This window comes from Devosia neptuniae (assembly GCF_025452235.1).
Classification (GTDB): Bacteria; Pseudomonadota; Alphaproteobacteria; order Rhizobiales; family Devosiaceae; genus Devosia.
In genome coordinates this window covers 1,517,202-1,538,658 of record NZ_CP104965.1, presented here as the reverse complement: position 1 = coordinate 1,538,658, position 21,457 = coordinate 1,517,202, and the positions used below count along the sequence as shown (strand labels likewise).

Here is a 21,457-nt window from a genome sequence, read left to right as displayed (position 1 = left end):
TAACTGCGGGTGTTGCAGCTCGGCCGTAAGAGGTCGAGTTTTTGCGAGCCAATAGCGGCGAAACACGCGAATTCCGGGAATTTATGTGACACCTGGACAAAATTTGCATAACAGATGCGCATTTCTTGCAGATGACTAGTTTCGCATCAATAGCTGCTTGAAGACCGAATTTTCTGTCCCTAACCTGCCTGTCATAGAGGCGCCGTTGCGCGCTGCCAATGCAGGGAGGACAGCCATGGTCTGGAGCAACACACGCGACAAGCAATTGCAGGAACGGGCCCATCAGGTCATTCCCAACGGTATGTACGGCCACGAGTCGGTCGCCATGATGCCCGACGATTTTCCGCAATTCTTCGCCAAGGCCGAGGGGACCCGGCTTTGGGACATCGATGGCAACGAGTATATCGACTATATGTGCGCCTATGGCCCCAACCTGATGGGCTATGCCCGCCCGGAAGTCCAATCCGCCATCGTCGAACAACTGGCGCGGGGCGACACCATGACGGGTCCTGGTCCCGGCATGGTCGAGCTGGCCGAGACCATGGTCTCCATGGTGCGCCACGCCGATTGGGCCATGTTCTGCAAGAATGGCGGCGACGCCACCTCCATCGCCATGGTTGCCGCGCGGGCCTATCGCGGCAAGAAGAAGATCCTTGTGGCGCGCGGCTCCTACCATGGCTCCGCCCCTTGGAATACGCCGGGCATGTCGGGCATCGTACCGGAAGACCGGGCCCACATCATCTATTTCGACTACAATGATCTGGACAGCCTCACCAAAGCCGCCAAGTTTGCCGGCGACGATGTTGCCGGTGTCTTCGCCACCCCGTTCAAGCACGAGACCTTTTCCGATCAGTCCCATGTCGATGCGGATTACGCCCGCGGCGTGCGCAAGCTGTGCGACGAGCTTGATGCGCTGCTGATCGTCGATGACGTGCGCGCCGGGTTCCGCCTGACGCGCGGCTGCACCTGGGAAACCGTCGATGTCGATCCCGATATCGCCTGTTTCGGCAAGGTGATCGGCAACGGCCAGCCCATTTCGGCCGTGCTGGGCGCCAACAAAGCGCGCAAGGCCGTCGAGTCCATGTTCGTTACCGGCTCATTCTGGTTCTCGGCGGTGCCGATGGCCGCGGCGCTCGCCACCATGAAGCTGGTGCGCGAAACCGACTATCTCAAGCAATTGGTCACGATCGGCACGCTGCTGCGCACCTCGCTCGATGCCCAGGCCAGCCAATATGGCTTCTCCATCCGCCAGACCGGCCCCGTGCAGATGCCGCAAATCCTCTTCGACGACGATCCCGATTGGCGCTTCGGCTACCGCTGGTGCCAGCTCGCCATGAAGCACGGCGCCTATCTCAGCCCTTACCACAACATGTTCATCAACGCGGCGATGACCGAGGCCGACGTGGCCAAAACCCTTGAGGCCACCGGCGCGGCCTTCGCCGACCTGCAGGCCAACCGGACGACGCTCGAACCCCAGGCCAAGCTCGGCGTGCTCAAGCGCCTGCTGGCCAGCTGACCTCCCACCGAACGCAAGGACTGCCCGCAATGCCCCAAATGCGTCTTCCTGCCCGTATGTCCCGCCGCTACCTGCTTGCCGTCACCGGTACCTTTGCCCTTATGTCAGGCGCCCCAGCCACCTTCGCTCAGGATAGCGACACCCTGGTCATCGCGCGGTCCATGGACGTCAACTCGCTCGATCCGGCCCGGGCGTTCTGCGACACCTGTCAGATCTATCTCAGTGCCACCTATGAAACGCTGGTCACCCTGGCGCCCGACAACCAGACGCTGGTGCCAGCCCTGGCCACCAGTTGGGATATCAATCCGGAAACCACCCAATTCACCTTCCACCTCAAGCCCGAGGCCGTATTCGCTGACGGCTCGCCGGTCGAGGCCAAGGACGTGGCGTGGAGCCTGCAGCGCCTGCTCAACCTCAAGGGCTCGCCAGCTTTTCTGATGGACGGCATGACTGCCATCGAGGAGGTCGATCCCAAGACCGTCAGGATCACGGTGGCCGCGCCCGACTCCGAGTTCATCAACAAAATCTCGGCGAGCTATGCGGGCATCATCAATTCCGACGTCGCCATCGAAGCCGGCGCCATTGCGGATGAAACGGCTGCGACTGCCGACACGGCCGAAACCTGGTTCTTCGAAAACTCGGCCGGCAGCGGCCCCTTCACGCTTGCCGGCTACAAGCCCGAGAGTGAACTGCGCTTTGCCCGTAACGATGCCTATTACGGCACCAAATCGCCCTTTTCCGCGGTGGTCATCACCCAGGTGCAGGATGCCGTCAGCCAGGCCCAGGCTCTGGAATCGGGCGCCGTCGATATCGCCATGCAGATCGATCCCGACACCGCCACCTCGATCTCGTCGCCCGATGTCATCACTGAAGTCGTGCCCTCGTTCAACTTCGTTTATGTGGCCTTCAGCCCCGGCGCCGCCTCGGCTCAGGGTGTGCTGACCCCGGCGGTGCGAGAGGCGCTGGCGCTGGCCATCGATTATGATGGCATGCTCGAATTCACCGTCGGCGGCAATGGCTTCAAGCAGGCCTCACCCATTCCGAATGGCTTTCCCGGAACCGCCGGCCTGCCGGAACTCAGCCAGGATATCGACAAGGCCAAGGCCCTGCTGGCCGAAGCCGGTTTTCCGGACGGGCTCACACTCGATGCCGTCTACCCCAATGACAACGTCTATGGCGTCGATCTCAACATGATGATGCAAAAAGTGCAGCAGGATTTCGCTGCCGTGGGCGTCACTATCAACCTGCAGCCCCAGACCTACCCGGTCTGGCGTGATCAACTGACCGGGGATGGCATTCCTGTCACCGCTGTCTACTACGCACCCGATTACTACGGCAGCGGCCAATATGTGGCTTATTTTGCCATGATCGAGGGTACGCCATGGGCTGCCCGCGCTGGCGGCACGACTCCGGAAGCGGTGATCAACGCCACCGAAACCGATCTCTACGCCAAGGCCCTCGCCGCAACGGGCGATGCCAGCAATGCGCTCTACAACCAGATCGGCCTCGAGATGATCAAGGAGAAGATCATCATCCCGTTGGTCAGCCCCAACCTGGTGCTGGCCTATAGCAGCGATTTGGCCGGGGTCCGCTATAGCGCCTGCTGCAACCTGCCGCTCGGCGAGATCACACGCAAATAGGGGAACAGATCGATGTTGGGCTATCTGCTGCGCCGTGTCATGGCCATGCCGCTGCTGCTCCTGGGGATAGCCAGTGTCGTCTTCCTGTTGTCGCAGGTCACCAAGGGCGACCCGCTCTCAGCCCTCATCCCCGAACGGATGATGTCCAACGAGACCTTGGTCGCTACGGTCAAGGCCCAATGGGGCCTCGACCGATCGCTGCCCGAACGCTACCTCATCTATATGGGCCATCTGGTTCAGGGCGATCTCGGAACGTCCTTCGGCACGCGCCGCCCAGTCAGCACCGACATCGCCGAGCGCTTGCCGGCAACGATCGAGTTGGTGGTCGCCGCCATGATCTTCGGCTGCACCTCCGGCATCGGCTTGGGCCTGCTGGCGGCGCGCTTCAAAAACACCGCCACCGACAGCGCCGCCCGCATCTTCGCGCTGATCGGCTCGTCCGTGCCCGTCTTCTGGTCTGGCCTGATCCTGCTCTTCATCTTCTCGGTCAAGTTGGGCTGGGTCACCGGCCCCGGCCGGCTCGATGCCCGCACCGATGCGCCACCCGGCGTCACCGGCTTCTTTACCATCGACAGTCTTCTGGCCGGCAATTTGCCGCTTTTCGGTGAGGCCCTGGCCCATCTGATGCTGCCTGCCTTCGTTCTCGGCTGGTCAGTCACCGGCATCATCACGCGCCTCATCCGCTCCAGCCTGCTCGAAGCGATGAACATGGACTATATTCGCACCGCCCGCGCCAAGGGCGCGCCGGAGAATGTGGTGCTGATGCACCATGCCTTGCGCAATGCGCTGATCCCCGCGCTCACCATTCTGGGCTTCACCTTCGCCTATCTCATCACCGGGGCGGTGCTGACCGAAACCATCTTCTCCTGGCCCGGCATCGGCTCCTATGCGGTGTCAGCGGCCCGCTCGCTCGACTATCCGGCCATCATTGGCGTGACGCTGGTGGGTGCGATGGCGTTCCTCGTCGCCAACCTGCTCACCGACATCGCCTACGCCTTCGCCAATCCGCGCGTAAAGCTGGAAGGATAGGATCATGGCAGACCTCGCCGAACCAGCGCCCGTTTCCGTTCGTCCGGTCGCCGCCATTGTCACCCGGCACAATCGCCCTTCACGTTGGTCGGTCGCCAGCCAACTCTTCGGTAAGCTGCCCGCCACGGCAATCCTCGGCGCGGGGGTGATCCTGTTCTGGTGCATCTGCGCCGCGACGGTGCAGCTTTGGGGGCTCTCCGATCCGCTCGCCATGGCCGGCAAGCGCCTGCAGGGACCCAGCTTGGAGCACTGGCTCGGCACCGATGCCCTGGCGCGCGATGTGCTGTCGCGCACCCTGCACGGCGCCAGCTTCTCCATCCCGATCGCCATCGGCGTGGTGGCGGCCGCGGTCGCCATCGGGTCGATGCTCGGCGCCATTGCCGGCTATGTGGGCGGCTGGATCGACGCCTTCGTCATGCGGGCCGTGGATGTCACCGTGTCCTTCCCGCCCATCTTGCTCGCCATGACCATCTCGGCCGCACTGGGACCAGGTCTGACCAATGCCGCCATTGCCATGGTCATCGTCTGGTGGCCCATCTATGCCCGCCTCATGCGCGCCCAAGTGCTTGAGGTGCGCGAACGCGAGCATGTCGAGGCGGCCATCGCCGGCGGCGCGGGGTCTTTCCGCGTTCTCACCAAGCACATCATGCCGCTGTGCTGGACGCCGACACTGGTCAACGCCACCATGGATTTCGGCCAAGTGGTGCTGCTTGCCGCGTCGCTGAGCTTCATCGGCCTCGGCGCCACCCCGCCCAGCCCGGAATGGGGCAGCATGATTTCGGAGGGGGCCTCCAAGTTCTACAATTGGTGGATCGCGCTAGGACCCGGTGTGGCCATCCTGTCGGTTGTGCTGGCCTGCAGTTTTCTCGGCGATGGCCTGCGTGATCTCCTCGACACGCGGGAGCGTTGAGATGCTGCAAGATCCCAAATTTATCTCGCCGCCACTGCTAGAGATCAAGGGCCTGCGCGCCAGCTTCCGCGGCAGCAACGGCTATGCCGAAGCCGTGCGGGGTATCGATCTGACCCTGCAGCCCGGCAAGGTGCTGGGGATTGTCGGGGAATCGGGTTCGGGCAAGTCGGTCTCGATGATGGCATTGCTGCAATTGCTGCCCGCCGGATCGCTGGTCACCGGCAGCGCCAAGTTTGGCGGTCGCGAACTGGTTGCATGGCACCGGGCGATATCCGCCGCATTCGCGGCAAGCAGATCGGGGTGATCTTTCAGGATCCGCTGACTGCCTTCAATCCGGTCCTGACCATTGGCGAACAAATCGCCGAGGCCATCCGGCTGCATGATGCCTCGGTCAGCCGCAAACAAGGTCTGGAACGTGCCGAGCACTTGCTGGATTCGGTCGCCATTCCCCAGCCGCGGCGGCGCGTCAGTCAGTACCCGCATGAATTTTCAGGTGGCATGCGCCAGCGCGCCATGATCGCAATGGCCATTGCCAACAGCCCCCAACTGCTGATTGCCGATGAGCCGACCACGGCGCTCGATGTCACGGTACAAGCGCAAATCTTGGATCTGCTGCAACGCCTGCGCGAAGAGCTCGGTATCGGTCTCGTGCTGATCACGCACGACCTCGGCGTCGTCGCCGGCTCGGCCGACGAAATCGCTGTGATGTATGGCGGCCGGATCGTGGAGCGCGGCCAGGTGGAAGACATCTTCTACCGCACTCGCCATCCCTATACGCGCGGTCTGTTGCGGGCCATGCCCAATATCGAAGACGATGGCGATAACCTGACCCCGATCGAAGGCACGCCACCCTCGATTTGGGCCCGGCCCGGCGGCTGCGCCTTTCATCCGCGCTGCGTCAATGCCCAAGCCATCTGTGCCAGTGACGATCCCAAGCTGCGCCCGACGCAGGCCACGCTCAGCGCCTGCCATTTCGCCGATCGACTGCCTCAGATGCTGGCTCCGGTTTTGGAGATGACACCATGAATGCCCTCGCGCCATTCGATGGCCCGATTTTGCAGGTCGACGGCCTGGCCAAGGATTTTCCGGTGCGCGGCGGGCTGCTCCACACACCCGCGGACCATGTGCGGGCCGTGTCCGGCGTATCCTTTGCCATAAACCGGGGCGAGACCTTTGGCCTGGTGGGCGAATCCGGTTGCGGAAAATCTACCCTAGGCCGCTGCATCATGCGCCTCATGGATCCCACCGAGGGTCAGGTCAGGCTGGCGGGACGGGACCTGCTCGCTGCCTCCCCCGGCGAGATGCGCCAGCTGCGCCGCGACATCCAGATCGTCTTCCAGGATCCCCTGGCTTCGCTGCATCCGCGCATGCGCATCCGCGATATTCTCGCCGAGTCGCTTCGCCTCGCGCGCTTGCCAAGCCGCCTTGTCGCGGAGCGGGTCAGCGAACTCATCGAACTGGTGCAATTGCCGCAGGATGTGGCCGATCGCTGGCCCCATGAACTGTCCGGCGGCCAGCGGCAGCGCGTGGGTATCGCGCGTGCCATCGCTCTGGAACCCAAGGTCATCGTCCTCGACGAACCGGTTTCCGCCCTCGACGTCTCCATCCAGGCCGGCGTGCTCAATCTGCTCAAGTCGCTGCAGCAGCGATTGGGCATCGCCTATCTGTTCATCGCCCACGATTTGGGCGTGGTGCGCCACATCTCCCACCTGATCGGGGTGATGTATCTCGGGCGCATCGTCGAGATCGCGCCGGCGCGCCAATTGTTCCACGCGCCGCAGCATCCCTACACATTGGCGCTGCTCTCGGCCGTCCCGCTGCCCGATCCGATTGCCGAGCGCAAGCGCAGCCGGATCGTGTTGTCAGGCGATCTGCCCAGCCCGCTCAATCCGCCCAGCGGCTGCCATTTCCGCACCCGGTGCTGGAAGGCGCAGCCATTGTGTGCCAGCAAGGTGCCGGCTTTGCGCGAAGTGCCGGGCGGCCAGCGCGTCGCCTGCCATTTCCCCACCGTCGAAACCGTGTCGGCCGACTAACCTCCCGGGTCTTTATCCATGCGCCTGCGCGACTTCCTGATTTTTGCCGGCGTCTGTTTCATCTGGGCTGCCAACCTCGTGGTCAGCCGGGCGCTCTTCACCATGTTCGGCATTGCTCCAGTTTTCTATGCGGCGGTCCGCTTCGCGCTGGTGGCGCTGATCCTGGCGCCATTGCCACATCCCCTGCCCAGGCCGACCATGCCGGTGCTGATCATCGGGGCTTTGCTGGGCGCGCTGCATTTTGGCCTCATGTTCGTGGCCTTGAATGCGGCCTCGACCGCCAGCGTCTCCATCGTGCTGCAACTCTCGATCCCACTGACCGCCATCCTGTCCATGCCCATTCTTGGCGAGAAGATCGGCTGGCGCCGAGCGGCGGGCATTGCCCTGGCCCTTTTCGGAGTCATCCTCGTCATGTGGGAGCCCGAAGGTCAGTCGATCACCATTGGCCTGCTCTACGCCTTTGCCTCGGCCGCCTCGCTGGCGCTCGGCTCCATCCTGCTCAAACGCTATGGGCCGATCCGTCCGCTGCGCATGCAAGCCTGGGTCGCGCTGGCTTCGTTTCCACCGCTGCTGGTGTTTTCACTGCTGGCCGAACACGCCCAATGGCAAGGCGGCGTAGATGCCGGCTGGCCATTCTGGGCCGGGCTCGCCTTTTCAGTGGTCATTGTCACCATCGTCGCGCACACCGCCTATTTCCGCGTGTTACAGCGCTATCCCGCCAGTTTGGTTGCGCCACTTGGCCTGATGATGCCGCTGATGAGCATCGCCATGGGCGTGGGACCGCTTGGCGAGACGTTCACTGCGAGCATGCTGGTTGGCGGCTTGGTGGCACTGACCGGGCTATTCATCATTCTCTTCGGCCAGCCCACTGCGCCACAACCGCAAGAGGCAACCTGAACCGTTTAGCCGGATCACGCCTCAGCTGATTTCGGATCCGCCATTTGTTTGTGAGCGCCGATCTTCAGAACCCCAAAGATCGTGGGGTCGATACCCGCCCGGGTTATGCACCACCAACCCATCACCGCCTGGGAGACGATGCGGGCGACCATGTTGACCAGCGCAGCGCCAACGAGCCCATAGACCGGCAGGATCAGCGCCTGCGCCACCAGTCCCAGCGCGGTTATCGTGCCGAATGCGGCCACATAGGTGCGTTCATGCCCCGTCATCATCATGACCGTGCGGGTCGGCCCCGCCGCCGCGTCCACCAGCAGACCTACCCCCAGCAATATCAGGATCGGATAGGCATCCTCATAGCCAGCCCCGAATAGCGACATGATCTGGCTGCCGAAAAACAGGAAGGCAATGAAGGCAATGAGCGAGAACGCAAACCCGACCCAGACGCAGGCGGCGGTGATGGCCTGGGCCTTGCGCATGTCACCGGCATGATAATGCTGGGCCAGCATGGGCGCGATCACCAGCGTCACGGCGAAGGCAAACAGCGTCATCAACCCGGCAGTGCGGAAGGCGTTGAAATAGAGCCCGGCGCTTTGCGCATCGACCAGCAGCCCGACCAGGATCGTGTCGGCATTGAGCGCTATGGTATCGACCACCGCACCGAGCAGGAACCAGCGGCTGATTGTGCCGCGATCGCGCCAATAAGCGCCGAGGCCAGAGACCCCAGGGACCAGCAGATAATGGCGGGTGGCAGCCCAGCCATATTGCAGGGCCAGCGCCAGAGCCAGCAGCAGCGCGGCAATCAGCAGCGCCAGCCAGCCCGGCAGGCCGATGCCTAGACCCGCCAGCAGCAGCACCACCGCAGGCAGCGCCACGCGCCAGATGATATCGCGCGGCACCAAAGCCGCCATGACCGAGCCCTGCGCACGCAGTGCCGAAGAATTATATTCCGCCAGTGCCAGCGGCACCACCAGCGCCGCAGTCGCGTAAAGATGCAGCACGGGGCCGGACGAGGGCACCACCGCGCCGATGCCGAAGGCAAAGATGATCAACAGTGCGGCGATGACAAGGCCCGCCCCAATCGTCAACGCGCCCCCTGCCCGCAGCGTGGCCGCCGCCTTTTCCGGCAGGCCCTTGACGGAATCCTCGGACCAGAAGCGCAGAATGGCAATCTGTTGGCCCATGCCGGCGCCGATCGCCAACACCGTGGCCAGCGCCAGTCCAAAGGCAAAATAGCCATATTCCACCGCCGTCATGGTGCGCGACAGCACGACAAAGGCCAGATAGGTCAGCCCGGCCGTCGCCACCTTGATCAGCAGCGAAGTGAGCGATCGGGTGAGCCCCGTCTTGAGAAGCGCTGACAAATCAGCTGGAATCTTGCGCATTTCGGTCCCGAAACGACGAATATAGGCCCGTGGTGTGACACAGCCGGATCAAGAAGGTCTTACCGGCCTGCCCGCATTTCTTCACATGGATTACAATTCCTCTCGCCTTGAACCACGGCTGCAAGCTTGCCAAACCGTCCGGCTATACGGATTTCACCGCATAATCTTACGCGATCTTAATCGGTATCTCCCACAATCGGCACCATGGAACTGAACATTCACGGCCGATCGTGCAGCTGCTGGTCGCCTCTCAAGGACATGACGCATGACCATTCAGGTCTCCGAACGGGCGCAGCCGCTAGCCGCTAAGCACAATGTTCCAGGTGGAAATCAGCTGAGCTGGGAAATCGTTGACGGGCCCGCTTGGGACCGGATCCTGGCCGATTTCGACGGCGCCTGCCAGGAACAGCTTTACGCCTTTGCCCATGCTCGCTGGCCCTCTGCTCGTCACGAGCCGATTGTGTTTTCATCCGCCGGTGAAGTTGTGGGCGGCTGCCTGGTGATGATCCAGCCCCTGCCGCTTGGTCTTGGCGCAGTGGCGGTCACCAAATGGGGGCCCGCGCTGAAGAACGCCAGCGATCCCGCTGCACCCAAGCTCTACGAGGCTATCATCGACGCGCTGATGGCCGAGTATGCCGGCCGGCGCCGGATGACCTTGTCCGTGCTGCCGCGCGTGTCGCCTGAACCGGACAATTCTGAATTCACCCTTCTGGTTGAGAAAGGCTTTTCGCCAGGACCGTCCTTGCGGTCTCCGGATCGATATCTGGTCGACGTGCGCCTGAGCGACGCGGAACAGCGCAAGAGCGTGCAGCAGAAATGGCGCAACCGGCTCAACAAGGCCGAACGCTCGGGACTGGTCTTTGAGCGCGGCGGCCTCGCGCAGAAGCCCGAATTCGACGCCCTGTTCCAGGCCATGCTGGCACGCAAGCAATATACCGATCATTCCGCCTACGACACCCTGCCCGCCCTGCTCGGCCACGAGGTCGAGACCCTGCGGCCGGAACTGTTCCTGGTGCGACATGAGGGCGAGGCCGTTGCCGGCGCCATCGTCTTCAAGGCGGGCGATACCGCCGTCTATCTCTACGGCGCCACCAACGAAAAGGCCTTGCCGCTCAGCGCCGGACATTTCCTGCAATTCAACATCATCGGCTGGCTGCGCGAGAACACCAATGCGCGCTGGTACAATCTGGGCGGCACCGACGGCGCCGAGGGCCTGCACATCTTCAAAAGCGGGCTGATCGGCAGCACCGGCGCCATCCGGCCGTTTCCGCCTACGGCCAACTATGCCGCACATTCGATGCCACGGATCATTGGCAATACCGCCTTCTGGGCGCGCGACATTGTCGGCCGCTTGAAGCGAGGCCTGGAGGACTGGAAAGACACGAGGCGCAAACAACCATCGTGATCCGATGATGCGAGACTTAACGCCCTCCAGCCTGCGACAAGCTCGATTCCGGCCCAATCAATAGGGGGCCGCAATGCTGGCTTATTTAGAAAAAGGCGAGCACGGAGAAGACGTGTCCGTGCCCGCTATTTGGTCTTGCCTTAAAGCGCACTGATCTTTTCGCTGAAGGCTTGGGTAAGCGCCTCAAGGGCCTGTTCGGCATCGCCGCGACGCGTCTCGATGTCGGCAATACGATCTTCCTCGGCCTCAAGCATGTCGAGATACCGCCCGGCCAGGGCACTCTCGGCCGGAACGGCGGCGAGGTTTTCGCGGATGCGCGCCTGGCCATCGCTGGCCTCGCCGAGATCCTGCTCAAGGCTAGCCAGGGTATTTTCGGCACGGGCAATGTCCTGCCGGCTCTTGGCCAGCTCGCTCAGGATCGCTTTGGTGGCCGGATCATCCAGTTGGCCCAGCCAATAGAGCAAGGTATCGGCATCGGAATCGACAAGCGCGATGCTTTCCAGATCGGTGCGCTCGACGCTGGCAACCACTTTGGCCGTGCCGCCGGCCGCCAGCTTCGCCTGCAAGCGATAGCTGGTGGGCGTCGTTGATTCCAAGGCGTCGGATGATAGGGTCCATCCCGCCTGGCGCGGATGCTCGATCACTACCGTGCGCGGCGCATCCTGGGCACCGGTGATGGCGTAGCTCGTATCAGTGCGGGTGATGCCGGTCACGCGCAGCACACCATCGGCCAAGGTCGCGCGATAGATGGTCTGGCTGTCTCCATATTCGGTGGTTACCTCCACCTTGCGATCGGCGGCAAAGCTGATCATGCGGCTCTCGCCGGCCGGCACATTGGCCAATTGCGCATCCCCGGCATAGCCTTCTTCCTGCGGCGCATAGACGGTGACGAGACCCGGCGGCAGACTGCTGCCGGTAGTATTCTCTAGCCGCAAGGTGGCGATGGGGTGCACCTCGCCCCGCTCGGGCTGGAACAGCGAAATCCGTTCGGCCGTAAGCTGCGCATCAATGAACGGCACCGACATGGTCTCGCCTGACGCCAGGTCGATCGGCATGGGCAGCAGATAGGTCGCTGCATTTGCGCCGTCGACCGCCTCAGCCACCGCCACGGGCGCGGAGGGGGATATGGGCGCGGAGGCCGGTAGCGACGCACTGCCCAGGCGCATGGCATCGGCCGTCACCATCTCTGCGCCTGAGTAGAAGGCCTGTTCGGCGTCGGTCTCGCGATAGCGGTCCGGAGCGGGCGCCGCGATAGTTTGGGCAAAAACCGGCACCTCGGGCCGTTGGTGCCAATAACGCTGATAGAGCCGCTGGGCCAAAGTCACCGGTGCGCCCGATGACAAGGTCAGCTCGACATCGGACCAGTCATCGCCGGACGCATTCTCGATAATTGCCCAGGCCTGCAGCCGTGCGGTGCCTTCCGCATCGAGGATCAGCCGATAGGCGGTTTTCCAAACGGGGGCAGGAACCACATAGTCCAGCCGCACCTCGCGGGGGCCGCTGCCCTCAAGCCCGATCTTGATGCTCCGCATGCCCGCGACTCGCCCCTGGCCGCTGACGAGGACCGCCTGGCGCAGGCTCTCGCGCACGGCCGGGTCGAGAATGTCGAGCTGGGCATCGGCGCGCAAGCGGATCGTGACCAATTGGCCCTGCTCGGTCAGGATGGACAGCAGCGGCGCAGGCTCTTCCCCTTCGCTTTCGAGAGGAGCCGCAATATCGACGCCGAGCACCATGCCTTCCACCGTGCGGCCGGAGGAAGAAACGCGCACTGGCACGCCCTGCAGCGTGTCGAGCAGGCGCGGCAATGCCCTCAGGTCGTCGGGCGTGAACGGCAACCCGCGGAAGGTTTCTTCCACCTGCGAGGGGCCATCCAGGGTAATCGCGGCGACGCCTCCCGCCGGATCATAAACCAGCAGGCTCTTGAGAATGTCATCGATCTGATCGAGCGGCACGTCAAAGCCGAGCGCCGCGGCCTCCTCGAGGGAAATGCTGCGCCGGATTTCGGCCAGGCCGCCTGAGGACAGCGTCACCGCCTCGATGCGATAGCCGTCCCCTTCCGCTGCGAAGGTAACACCGACTGGCGCGCCAATTACAACGCCTAGCCCGGCCAGAACCGGCCAGTGCAGCGGGACCCCCAAGCGGCGCCGTGCCGTGGCCGCACGCCAATCTGCTGCTCCTGGTGATCTGGAATTGCTCATAGCCCCATCCCTTTTGCTGTCGTTGCTGGAAATCTCCACCATGAGACGACAACCGCGCTGCAATCCTTGGGGCGCTCGGAAAATAAACGCGGGCGAGGTCAGTGACAAAAAGGCCCCAGCACAAATGCCGGGGCCCGCTTGGCTGCAACGTAGGCGTGCGGCCTAGAACTTGAAGTTCACACCGGCGCGAACGACGTGCGAGGTCAGGTTAATATCAACGCCCGTATCAAAGTCGGCAGCGCCGAAGTCGACATAGAGATATTCGCCTTTGACGGTAATGTTGTCGGTTACCGCGTATTCAACGCCGCCACCGACAGTCCAGCCAACGAAGTTGTCCGTGACTTCAACCGAAAAGCCCGGAGCGGAACCGGAGACCGAACCCCGCGCCCAAGCGACACCGCCTGTGACGTAGGGCATGAACCGATCAACAGCCAAGCCGGCGCGAGCGCGGACCGTACCGAAATAGTCGATCCCGATTTCACTGGTCGCCCCGCCAAGTTCTTCAGAATACTTAACGTCCGAAATCTGAACGTCGCCTTCGAGGCCGAGCACGAAACCGCCGAAGTCGTAGTTGTACCCGATCTGAACGCCGCCCAGAGCGCCATTAAGGTCGTCGAGCGTGAAACCGCCTTGCTCAAGCTCAGCCCAACCATAGCCGAGGTTCGCACCGGCATAGAAGCCGGACCAGTCGAATGCGCCGGAGGTGTAAGCGGCCGGAGCGGGCTGCTGCACAACACCGAGGTCGGCAGCGAAGGCAGTCGACGTCGAAAGCGCGCCAACAAAAGCAATAATGGCAATATTTTTCATGATTCCCCCAACAGGTAATGCAAGACGCATAATCCTAAAGCCCTGAGAGCTCCACATTTTTAAAGTGTCCCTCTGTACCCCCACCTCAAATAGTGACATTTGCGCCACGCCTGCGCCTGACGACTGGTGCTACTCCAGAAAAATAGCTCGTTCGGACAATGGCCCGCACGATTTGGCCCAGCCCATCTCGGGCGTCTCCGGGTGAATGTAGGCTCAGTCTGTGTGGGAAGAAATGGCGGAGAGAGAGGGATTCGAACCCCCGATGGAGTTGCCCCCATGCCGCATTTCGAGTGCGGTGCATTCAACCACTCTGCCATCTCTCCGCGAGATCGTCAGCGGCCCCAAGGGGCGCCCGGTCGACACGGGCGGGCTTATGGCATAGCAAAGCGGCGCCCGCAACAGTCTTGTCGCGGTTGTGCATGAGGTTGGCCGTGCCCACTATGGCGTTGTTTGTCTATGGAACCCTGCAGGACGCCGATGTACTGGCTGCCGTGCTCGGCCGCCCGGTTGATATCGCCGCTCTACGCCCCGCCAGCGCCCCCGATTTCAAGGCCGTCGCCTATCCCGGCCGGGTCTATCCGGCCCTGGTCCCCTGCCCCGGCACAACCGCTCCCGGCCTGCTGATTGGCGGCCTCGATTCCCTCGACCTGGCCGTACTCGACGCCTTCGAGGGCGAGGAATATCGCCGCACGAGCATCACCATTGTGCTGGACGAAAACGCCGTCCAGGCCCAGGCCTATCTGCCCGCAATCCCCATTCCCGCCACCGCACCCGCCTGGTCGCTGCACCATTGGTCCACCGCCCATAAACCCCAGGTGATTGCCGGCGAGACCAGTACGGCGCAAAGTTTACGCAGGCGCCTCAGCGCTTTGCTGCCGGGCAAAGCCAGCTAGCTCACAATTGTGTGGCTAGCGAACCCGATGCCCGCGCTTTACGTTGCCTCAACAGCAACAGCAGGATGGAGTTCGAGATGAAGCGTCGTGATCTGGTTGCCGGCATGGCAATCTTGCCGCTCATGCCCTGGGGCGTGACTACGGCTTTCGCGCAAGACAATGGAGCAGGCATGAACGGCGACACCATCCAGACCAGCGCGGGCGATCTGGTCATCCACCCGGTGGACCACGCCAGCCTGGTGCTGGTCCATGGCGACCAGGCGATCTATGTCGACCCCGTCGGCGGCGCCGCCCGCTATGAAGGCCTGCCCGCCCCCACCGCCATATTGATCACCCACGGCCATGGCGATCATTTCGACGTGCCCACGCTCGAAGCCATCGCCAAAGACGTGCCGCTGCTCACCAATCAGGACGTCTTCGACAAACTCCCCGAGGCGCTCAAGGCCAATGCCACCCCCATCGCCAATGGCGCGGAAACCACTTTCGCCGGCCTGCCGCTCAAGGCCATCCCCGCCCATAACACCACGGCCGAGCGGATGAATTATCACCCCGTGGGCGTCGGCAATGGCTACCTGCTGACCTTCGGCGACAAGCTCGTCTACGTCGCCGGCGATACCGAGCCCACCCCCGAAATGCTGGCGCTGTCCGGCATTGCCGTGGCATTCCTGCCCATGAACCTGCCCTATACGATGACGGTGGACCAGGCCGCCGAGGCGGTAAACGCCTTCAAGCCTTCCATCGTCTATCCCTATCACTACAATGACAGCGACCTCGACGCCTTCGAGGCCGGCGTCACCGCCGAGGGCGTGGAGGTCCGCCGCCGCGACTGGTACGCCAAAACTGCCTGACAAGCCTTGACTCTTGGGGCTTTTGCCCCGATAAGCGCCCCCGGAATGCGTGCCGGCTCGTCTGGCGCGCCTCTCTTTATTGAAAAACGCTGCTTGAGGCTGCCTGCCGGTTTTACTGCCGGCCCAGTTTGAAGTCCGCAGGACAAGGCTTTCCCTGCGGCGCCGCAAAGCGCGACAGAAAGGGACCAGGCGTTTGACGCTCCTGGTTGAATAATGACTTTTGCCGTGATCAAAACCGGTGGCAAGCAGTACAAGGTTGCCGCCAACGACGTTCTCAAGATTGAAAAGCTCGACGCCGAAGCCGGCACCATCGTGACCTTCGACCAGGTCCTGATGATTGATGGGCAAGTCGGTGCTCCCCTGATCGAAGGCGCGCTTGTCGCTGCCGAACTGCTTGAAACCCGCAAGCAGAAGACGGTCATCATCTTCAAGAAGAACCGTCGCCACAATTACCGCCGCCGCAATGGCCACCGCCAGCTGCTCTCGACCGTGCGCATCACCGAAATCCTGACCGGCGGCGCCAAGCCGACCATCAAGGCTGCCGGTGTCGCTGCCAAGACCGATAGCGTCGCTGCCGAAAAGCCGGTCAAGGCCGCCGCCAAGATTGCAGCCCCCAAGGCCGCGGCTCCCAAGGCTGAAGCCGAAGCCAAGGCACCGGCCGCCAAGAAGGCAGCCAAGCCTGCCGCCGATTTCACCGACGACATCAAGCTGATTGGTGGCGTGGGCCCCGCGCTGGAAAAGAAGCTGAATGCCGCTGGCATCACCAGCCTCACCCAGATCGCTGCCTGGAAGAAGGCCGACGTCGCCAAGTTCGACGAAGAGCTGGAATTCCACGGCCGCATCGAGCGCGACGAATGGGTTGCCCAGGCCAAGGATCTGGTTGCCGGCAAGCCCCCGCGCGCCAAGATCGACCAGGAAGCCGTGGCCGACAAGGCCGAAGACAAGACGAAGTAAGGATACCTCACCATGGCACACAAAAAAGCAGGCGGTTCATCCCGCAACGGTCGTGATACCGCTGGCCGTCGTCTTGGCGTCAAGAAGTTTGGCGGCGAAGACGTGATCGCTGGCAACATCCTGATCCGTCAGCGCGGCACCAAGTGGCATCCCGGCACCGGCGTTGGCCTGGGCAAGGACCACACCATCTATGCACTGGTCGACGGCAAGGTTGCGTTCCGCACCCGTGCGAAATCGCAAGTTTTCGTCTCCGTCGAGCCGGCAGAGGCCGCCGAATAATCCGGCAGGTCTTGTGAACCCAGCCGGTGACCAGTTCCCCGGCTCGTGTTCCTGACGAGCGAAGTTTCAAGGGGAACCGGTGCGCCGGTTCCCCTTTTCGTTTCCATCAGAGAGCACCAAAATGCACGCCACCCGCACCCAAGCCGTTTCCGTCGCCGTACGAGCCCGCAAAGCTGCCCGTGGCATTGGCCTCTTGTGTCGGGACGGTGCGAGATGACGCCCATTGCAACCGAACGGTTGATCCTGCGCGAGCCAAGTCTTGCCGATGCGCCCTGCTATGCCCTGGGCGTGGGCGAATATGACGTGGCCCGCTTCCTCACCCCCGTGCCCTATCCCTATACTTTGGGCATGGCGATCGATTGGCTGCGCCGGACCGAACCGGCCACCCCCGAGCGCTCCACGCTGATCATCGAATTGCCCGGCAAGGGCCTGATCGGCTGCGTCTCGCTGGTCGGCGAACTCGGCTTCTGGATTGCCCGCCCGCATTGGAATCGCGGCTATGGCACCGAAGCCGCGCGAGCCCTGCTCGACTGGCACTTTGCCGGCACCGACGCGCAGGCCGTCACCTCCAGCGCCCATCACAACAATGCTGCCTCACTCAGCGTGCAGAAAAAGCTGGGCTTTGTGCCCACCGGCACCGAACCACGATTTTCCCAGACCCTGCAGCGCGATGTGGATCACGTGGTAACACAGCTGACACGGCAGGCCTGGACTGGGGGGAAGCGATGATGGACAAGTTTAAGCAGGCTTTGCCCGCAACGATCGCAACCGATCGTCTGTTGCTGACTACGCCCGTCCTGGCCCATGTGCCCGAAATGGCCGTGCTGGCCAACAACGAGCGCATCTATCAGGTTCTATCGCGCCTGCCCCATCCCTATGACGAAAGCCATGGCCGCTTTTTCGTCGAGACCATTGCCCGCGGCCCCGAAGAATTCGCCTGGTCCATCCTGCGCGAGGGCGCCTATATCGGCACGATTGGCCTGCATCTGCTGCCCGACAGATTGCCCGAGCTTGGCTATTGGCTGGGTGAACCATTCTGGGGGCAAGGCTATGCCACCGAAGCCGCCCTTGCCGTTGTGGCCGCGGCCAAGGCGACGGGTCTGGTGCCCGCCTTGCGCTCACGCGCTCTGCTCGACAATGCCGGCTCACGCAGGGTCCTGGCGAAAGCCGGCTTTGTCCAAACCGGGGAAGGTCTCGACTCCGACGGCACGCTCAAGGGCGAGCGCATGGCCCTGGTTGAGTTGGAGTTTGCGTCATGACCGCAATGCGCAGCGCCCTGCCCGACCTCATCCGCACCGAGCGGCTGACTTTGCGCGCCCCGGCCATCACCGATCTCGCCGATCTGGTGGCGCTGGCCAATAATTGGCAGGTCGTCGAGCCGACCGCCGTCATGCCCTTTCCCTATTCCGAGGATGACGGCCGCGCTTTCCTCGCCACGATCGGGGATGCCGATACGCCGCGCGCCTATGCCATTGCCAATGGTGATGACCGCCTGATGGGCGTGGTCAGCCTCAAATTCGCCCAAGGTAAAGCGCCGGAGCTGGGTTATTGGCTGGGCCAACCCTATTGGGGCAAGGGCTATGCCCCTGAGGCAGCGACCGGTCTTGTGCAGGCCGCGAGCGCGTCAGGCATTGCCGAGATCAATGCACGAGTGTTGGAGAGCAATGCCGCCTCGATCCGCGTGCTGCAAAAAGCCGGCTTCACCATCGTCGAGCACACCCATAGCGTGGTCGAGCGCCATCGCGGCAAGCCCCTGCTGATCATGGCCTGGAGGGCGCCATGATTCCGCGGCTTTATTCATCGCGCTTCGTGCTGCGCCAACCCGAAATGGGCGACGCCGAAGATATTGCGCGCTATCTCAACGATTTCGACGTGGCAGGCAATCTGGCGCGCGTGCCCTTTCCCTATCGCCTGTCCGATGCCAGGGCCTGGCTGCGCACCCGCACGCCCAATCTGCCGGTCGGGGAAACCAATTTCACCATCGAATTGCCTGGCGAAGGTTTTGCCGGCCATGTCGGGTTTCATCGCGGCCCCAAGGGACCTATATTTGGCTATTGGCTGGGCCGGCCCTTCTGGAACCGCGGCATCATGACCGAAGCGGCAACAGCCAGTCTCGACTGGTTTTTCGCCACCACCAATGCACCCGTGATTTATTCGGGCGTTTTCTATTTCAATGCGGCCTCTTTGGCAGTCCAGCACAAGCTTGGATTTACCGAAACCGGCCGCTCAAGCCTGCTCTGCCTTGCGCGCGGCGCCGAGGTAGAGCATATCGACACAGAATTGACGCAGAGCGTCTGGAAGGCCCGTACACCATGAAATTCCTCGATCAGGCCAAGATCTTTGTGCGCTCCGGCGATGGCGGGGCCGGCTCCGTGTCGTTCCTGCGCGAAAAGTTTGTCGAATTCGGCGGCCCCAATGGCGGCAATGGCGGACGCGGCGGCGACGTCGTGGTCGAATGCGTCGATGGGCTCAATACCCTGATCGACTATCGCTATCAGCAGCATTTCAAGGCCAGCACCGGCACCCATGGCATGGGCAAGAACCGCACCGGCGCCGATGGCGAACATACCATTCTGCGCGTTCCCGTCGGCACCCAGGTCTTTGAAGACGACAATGAGACTCTGATTGCCGATCTGACCGAAGTCGGCCAGCGCATCGTGCTGCTTTCGGGCGGCAATGGCGGCTTCGGCAATGCCCATTTCAAGACCAGCTCCAATCAGGCCCCCCGCCATGCCAATCCAGGCCAGGTGGGCGTCGAAAAATGGATCTGGCTGCGCCTCAAGCTGATCGCTGACGCGGGTCTGGTCGGCCTGCCCAATGCCGGCAAATCGACATTCCTCGCCGCCGTTTCGGCCGCCAAGCCCAAGATTGCCGGCTATCCCTTCACCACACTCCATCCCAATCTGGGCGTGGTTTCGATCGGCGAGCGCGATTTCGTGTTGGCCGACCTGCCCGGCCTGATCGAGGGCGCCAGCGAAGGCGCCGGCATTGGCGACCGGTTCCTGGGCCATGTCGAGCGCTGCGGTGTGCTGATCCATCTCATCGATGGCACCCAGGACGATATCAAGGGCGCCTACAAGACCATTCGCGGCGAGCTGACCGCCTATGACGAGCGCCTGGGCGAAAAGCCCGAACTGGTTGTGCTCAACAAGATCGATGCCATCGATCCTGACGAGCTCAAGGAAAAGGTGAAGGTTCTGAAAAAGGCCAGCAAGGCCGATGTGCTGCTGGTCTCGGGCGTCACCGGCAAGGGTGTCGATCAGGTCCTCTACGATATTGTCGGGGTTCTCGACGCCGAAAAAGCCGCCAAGGTCGAAGCCGCCCGCCGCAAGATCGAACCCAATTGGGTTCCGTAATGCTCATTGGGCAGGCCCTCTTCACCTCTCCCTTTGGGGAGAGGTCGGCGCGCAGCGCCGGGTAAGGGGGCCTTCCCTCCACGTCGCATCTAGAAGAGGCTCCCTCTCCCCCAACGGGAGACGTAAGCAGATCGAGTTTGTTGCGAAATGAACGCCCTAGCGCCCTATAAGCGCCTGACCATCAAGATCGGCTCGGCCCTGCTTGTCGACAAGCAGGGCAGGCTTCGTGCCGCCTGGCTCGCCGATCTGGCCGCCGATATTGCGGCCCTCAAGGCCCAGGGAAGCGAAGTCGTCATCGTCTCCTCCGGCGCCATTGCGCTGGGCCGGGGCCGCTTGGGCCTCGACGCACTGACCCTGACGCTCGAACAAAGCCAGGCCGCCGCCAGCGCCGGCCAGATTGCCCTCAGCCAAGCCTGGGCCGAGGCGCTGGGCCGCCACGGCATCGTCACCGGGCAGATCCTGATCACCCCCAATATCACCGAGGAGCGGCGCTACTATCTCAATGCCCGCACCACGATTGCCACCCTTTTGGGTCTGGGCGCCGTGCCGATCATCAATGAGAATGACAGCGTCGCCACCGCCGAGATCCGCTATGGCGACAATGATCGTCTCTCGGCCCGCGTCGCCACCATGATCGAGGCCGATTGCCTCATCCTGCTCTCCGATATCGATGGGCTCTATACCGCCCCGCCCGCCAAGGACCCTTCGGCCATTCACCTGTCCGAAGTCCCCGCCATCACCCCCAGTATCGAAGCCATGGCCGGGGGCGCGGCAAGCCATCTCTCGCGCGGCGGCATGACCACCAAGGTCGAGGCTGGCAAGATCGCGACCCATGCCGGCACGGCCATGATCATCGCCAAGGGCACCGAAGCCCATCCGCTCAAGGCCCTGACCGAAGGCGCCCGCCATACCCTGTTCCATCCCGCCCGCAGCCGGGCGCAGGCCCGCAAGCGCTGGATCATGGGCACGCTGGCCGTCGCAGGCACGCTCCAGGTCGATGCTGGCGCGGCCAAAGCCCTGCTGACCGGCAAATCCCTGCTGCCCATCGGCGTCACCAAGGTTTCCGGCGATTTCGAGCGCGGCGACACCATCGCCGTGACCAATCCCGACGGCACGGAAATCGCCCGGGGCCTTGCCGGTCTCGACAGTGACGAAGCCCGCCTTGTCATGGGCAAACGCAGCGATGCCGTGGTCGAAATTCTGGGCGCCGGCAATCGCGCCGCCCTTGTGCATCGCGACAATCTCGTGCTGGTAGGCAGCCAAGAGGAGACGAGCAGTGAGCGCGCTTGAAGCCGGCAAATCGCTGAACG

General features: G+C 62.9%; 20 protein-coding genes, 1 tRNA gene and 1 pseudogene. 18 read left to right on the top strand and 4 right to left on the bottom strand.

What is annotated here, in order from left to right:
* Window positions 1–235 precede the first annotated feature (235 nt).
* From N8A98_RS10360 to N8A98_RS10325, 7 genes and pseudogenes are all read left to right on the top strand, one after another.
* Complete coding sequence (locus N8A98_RS10360; protein ID WP_262171156.1) at window positions 236–1,516, top strand: aminotransferase class III-fold pyridoxal phosphate-dependent enzyme; 1,281 nt, start codon at window positions 236–238, stop codon at window positions 1,514–1,516.
* Window positions 1,517–1,545: 29 nt separating this feature from the next.
* The gene (locus tag N8A98_RS10355; protein WP_262171154.1) at window positions 1,546–3,156 is read left to right on the top strand and encodes an ABC transporter substrate-binding protein; all 1,611 of its coding nucleotides are present in this window, start codon (window positions 1,546–1,548) and stop codon (window positions 3,154–3,156) included.
* A 12-nt stretch (window positions 3,157–3,168) separates the two neighbouring features.
* Window positions 3,169–4,185, top strand: a complete 1,017-nt coding sequence (locus N8A98_RS10350; protein ID WP_262171152.1) for an ABC transporter permease — start codon at window positions 3,169–3,171, stop codon at window positions 4,183–4,185.
* A gap of 4 nt (window positions 4,186–4,189) precedes the next feature.
* Complete coding sequence (locus tag N8A98_RS10345) at window positions 4,190–5,095, top strand: ABC transporter permease (protein ID WP_262171150.1); 906 nt, start codon at window positions 4,190–4,192, stop codon at window positions 5,093–5,095.
* Between the two features lies 1 nt (window position 5,096).
* Window positions 5,097–6,121, top strand: a pseudogene (locus N8A98_RS10335) (ABC transporter ATP-binding protein).
* Window positions 6,118–7,128 (top strand): ABC transporter ATP-binding protein, encoded by a 1,011-nt coding sequence (locus N8A98_RS10330; RefSeq protein WP_262171145.1) that lies wholly within the window; start codon window positions 6,118–6,120, stop codon window positions 7,126–7,128. Before N8A98_RS10335 ends, N8A98_RS10330 begins: the two are co-directional and overlap by 4 nt.
* A gap of 18 nt (window positions 7,129–7,146) precedes the next feature.
* The gene (locus N8A98_RS10325) at window positions 7,147–8,025 is read left to right on the top strand and encodes a DMT family transporter (protein ID WP_262171143.1); all 879 of its coding nucleotides are present in this window, start codon (window positions 7,147–7,149) and stop codon (window positions 8,023–8,025) included.
* Between the two features lie 14 nt (window positions 8,026–8,039).
* On the opposite strand, the gene N8A98_RS10320 is transcribed toward N8A98_RS10325, so the two are convergent.
* Window positions 8,040–9,407 carry a lipopolysaccharide biosynthesis protein gene (locus N8A98_RS10320; protein ID WP_262171141.1) on the bottom strand — a complete coding sequence of 456 codons (1,368 nt, stop codon included), beginning with the start codon at window positions 9,405–9,407 and terminating at the stop codon, window positions 8,040–8,042.
* Between the two features lie 265 nt (window positions 9,408–9,672).
* Between N8A98_RS10320 and N8A98_RS10315 the strand changes: the two genes are divergently transcribed.
* Window positions 9,673–10,812, top strand: a complete 1,140-nt coding sequence (locus tag N8A98_RS10315) for a lipid II:glycine glycyltransferase FemX (protein WP_262171139.1) — start codon at window positions 9,673–9,675, stop codon at window positions 10,810–10,812.
* Between the two features lie 140 nt (window positions 10,813–10,952).
* On the opposite strand, the gene N8A98_RS10310 is transcribed toward N8A98_RS10315, so the two are convergent.
* From N8A98_RS10310 to N8A98_RS10300, 3 genes are all read right to left on the bottom strand, one after another.
* Entirely contained in the window at window positions 10,953–13,010 is a 2,058-nt protein-coding gene (locus tag N8A98_RS10310) for a DUF4139 domain-containing protein (protein ID WP_262171137.1), read from the bottom strand.
* Window positions 13,011–13,172: 162 nt separating this feature from the next.
* Entirely contained in the window at window positions 13,173–13,817 is a 645-nt protein-coding gene (locus tag N8A98_RS10305; RefSeq protein WP_262171135.1) for an outer membrane protein, read from the bottom strand.
* Between the two features lie 233 nt (window positions 13,818–14,050).
* Window positions 14,051–14,140 (bottom strand) — tRNA-Ser (locus N8A98_RS10300).
* Window positions 14,141–14,257: 117 nt separating this feature from the next.
* Here N8A98_RS10300 and N8A98_RS10295 point away from each other — a divergent pair.
* From N8A98_RS10295 to proB, 10 genes are all read left to right on the top strand, one after another.
* Complete coding sequence (locus tag N8A98_RS10295) at window positions 14,258–14,710, top strand: gamma-glutamylcyclotransferase family protein (RefSeq protein WP_262171947.1); 453 nt, start codon at window positions 14,258–14,260, stop codon at window positions 14,708–14,710.
* Between the two features lie 77 nt (window positions 14,711–14,787).
* Window positions 14,788–15,558, top strand: coding sequence for an MBL fold metallo-hydrolase (locus N8A98_RS10290; RefSeq protein ID WP_262171133.1), 771 nt, complete (start codon window positions 14,788–14,790; stop codon window positions 15,556–15,558).
* A 213-nt stretch (window positions 15,559–15,771) separates the two neighbouring features.
* The gene (locus tag N8A98_RS10285) at window positions 15,772–16,512 is read left to right on the top strand and encodes a 50S ribosomal protein L21 (protein ID WP_262171131.1); all 741 of its coding nucleotides are present in this window, start codon (window positions 15,772–15,774) and stop codon (window positions 16,510–16,512) included.
* Between the two features lie 12 nt (window positions 16,513–16,524).
* On the top strand, window positions 16,525–16,791 hold the full coding sequence (gene rpmA, locus N8A98_RS10280; RefSeq protein WP_113119972.1) for a 50S ribosomal protein L27: 267 nt from the start codon (window positions 16,525–16,527) through the stop codon (window positions 16,789–16,791).
* A 213-nt stretch (window positions 16,792–17,004) separates the two neighbouring features.
* The gene (locus tag N8A98_RS10275) at window positions 17,005–17,520 is read left to right on the top strand and encodes a GNAT family N-acetyltransferase (protein ID WP_113119973.1); all 516 of its coding nucleotides are present in this window, start codon (window positions 17,005–17,007) and stop codon (window positions 17,518–17,520) included.
* On the top strand, window positions 17,517–18,050 hold the full coding sequence (locus N8A98_RS10270) for a GNAT family N-acetyltransferase (protein WP_262171128.1): 534 nt from the start codon (window positions 17,517–17,519) through the stop codon (window positions 18,048–18,050). Before N8A98_RS10275 ends, N8A98_RS10270 begins: the two co-directional genes overlap by 4 nt.
* The gene (locus tag N8A98_RS10265; protein ID WP_262171126.1) at window positions 18,047–18,574 is read left to right on the top strand and encodes a GNAT family N-acetyltransferase; all 528 of its coding nucleotides are present in this window, start codon (window positions 18,047–18,049) and stop codon (window positions 18,572–18,574) included. Before N8A98_RS10270 ends, N8A98_RS10265 begins: the two co-directional genes overlap by 4 nt.
* Window positions 18,571–19,107, top strand: coding sequence for a GNAT family N-acetyltransferase (locus N8A98_RS10260; protein WP_113119976.1), 537 nt, complete (start codon window positions 18,571–18,573; stop codon window positions 19,105–19,107). The genes N8A98_RS10265 and N8A98_RS10260 overlap by 4 nt, the downstream gene beginning before the upstream one ends.
* The gene (obgE, locus tag N8A98_RS10255; protein ID WP_113119977.1) at window positions 19,104–20,147 is read left to right on the top strand and encodes a GTPase ObgE; all 1,044 of its coding nucleotides are present in this window, start codon (window positions 19,104–19,106) and stop codon (window positions 20,145–20,147) included. The genes N8A98_RS10260 and obgE overlap by 4 nt, the downstream gene beginning before the upstream one ends.
* Before the next feature lie 147 nt (window positions 20,148–20,294).
* Entirely contained in the window at window positions 20,295–21,437 is a 1,143-nt protein-coding gene (gene proB, locus N8A98_RS10250; protein ID WP_262171123.1) for a glutamate 5-kinase, read from the top strand.
* The last annotated feature ends 20 nt before the right edge of the window (window positions 21,438–21,457 follow it).

Coding starts and splice junctions, on each gene's coding strand:
- N8A98_RS10360 (WP_262171156.1), top strand. CDS start 236: ATGGTCTGGAGCAACACACGCGACAAGCAATTGCAGGAACGGGCCCAT.
- N8A98_RS10355 (WP_262171154.1), top strand. CDS start 1,546: ATGCCCCAAATGCGTCTTCCTGCCCGTATGTCCCGCCGCTACCTGCTT.
- N8A98_RS10350 (WP_262171152.1), top strand. CDS start 3,169: ATGTTGGGCTATCTGCTGCGCCGTGTCATGGCCATGCCGCTGCTGCTC.
- N8A98_RS10345 (WP_262171150.1), top strand. CDS start 4,190: ATGGCAGACCTCGCCGAACCAGCGCCCGTTTCCGTTCGTCCGGTCGCC.
- N8A98_RS10330 (WP_262171145.1), top strand. CDS start 6,118: ATGAATGCCCTCGCGCCATTCGATGGCCCGATTTTGCAGGTCGACGGC.
- N8A98_RS10325 (WP_262171143.1), top strand. CDS start 7,147: ATGCGCCTGCGCGACTTCCTGATTTTTGCCGGCGTCTGTTTCATCTGG.
- N8A98_RS10320 (WP_262171141.1), bottom strand. CDS start 9,407: ATGCGCAAGATTCCAGCTGATTTGTCAGCGCTTCTCAAGACGGGGCTC.
- N8A98_RS10315 (WP_262171139.1), top strand. CDS start 9,673: ATGACCATTCAGGTCTCCGAACGGGCGCAGCCGCTAGCCGCTAAGCAC.
- N8A98_RS10310 (WP_262171137.1), bottom strand. CDS start 13,010: ATGAGCAATTCCAGATCACCAGGAGCAGCAGATTGGCGTGCGGCCACG.
- N8A98_RS10305 (WP_262171135.1), bottom strand. CDS start 13,817: ATGAAAAATATTGCCATTATTGCTTTTGTTGGCGCGCTTTCGACGTCG.
- N8A98_RS10295 (WP_262171947.1), top strand. CDS start 14,258: ATGGCGTTGTTTGTCTATGGAACCCTGCAGGACGCCGATGTACTGGCT.
- N8A98_RS10290 (WP_262171133.1), top strand. CDS start 14,788: ATGAAGCGTCGTGATCTGGTTGCCGGCATGGCAATCTTGCCGCTCATG.
- N8A98_RS10285 (WP_262171131.1), top strand. CDS start 15,772: ATGACTTTTGCCGTGATCAAAACCGGTGGCAAGCAGTACAAGGTTGCC.
- rpmA (WP_113119972.1), top strand. CDS start 16,525: ATGGCACACAAAAAAGCAGGCGGTTCATCCCGCAACGGTCGTGATACC.
- N8A98_RS10275 (WP_113119973.1), top strand. CDS start 17,005: ATGACGCCCATTGCAACCGAACGGTTGATCCTGCGCGAGCCAAGTCTT.
- N8A98_RS10270 (WP_262171128.1), top strand. CDS start 17,517: ATGATGGACAAGTTTAAGCAGGCTTTGCCCGCAACGATCGCAACCGAT.
- N8A98_RS10265 (WP_262171126.1), top strand. CDS start 18,047: ATGACCGCAATGCGCAGCGCCCTGCCCGACCTCATCCGCACCGAGCGG.
- N8A98_RS10260 (WP_113119976.1), top strand. CDS start 18,571: ATGATTCCGCGGCTTTATTCATCGCGCTTCGTGCTGCGCCAACCCGAA.
- obgE (WP_113119977.1), top strand. CDS start 19,104: ATGAAATTCCTCGATCAGGCCAAGATCTTTGTGCGCTCCGGCGATGGC.
- proB (WP_262171123.1), top strand. CDS start 20,295: ATGAACGCCCTAGCGCCCTATAAGCGCCTGACCATCAAGATCGGCTCG.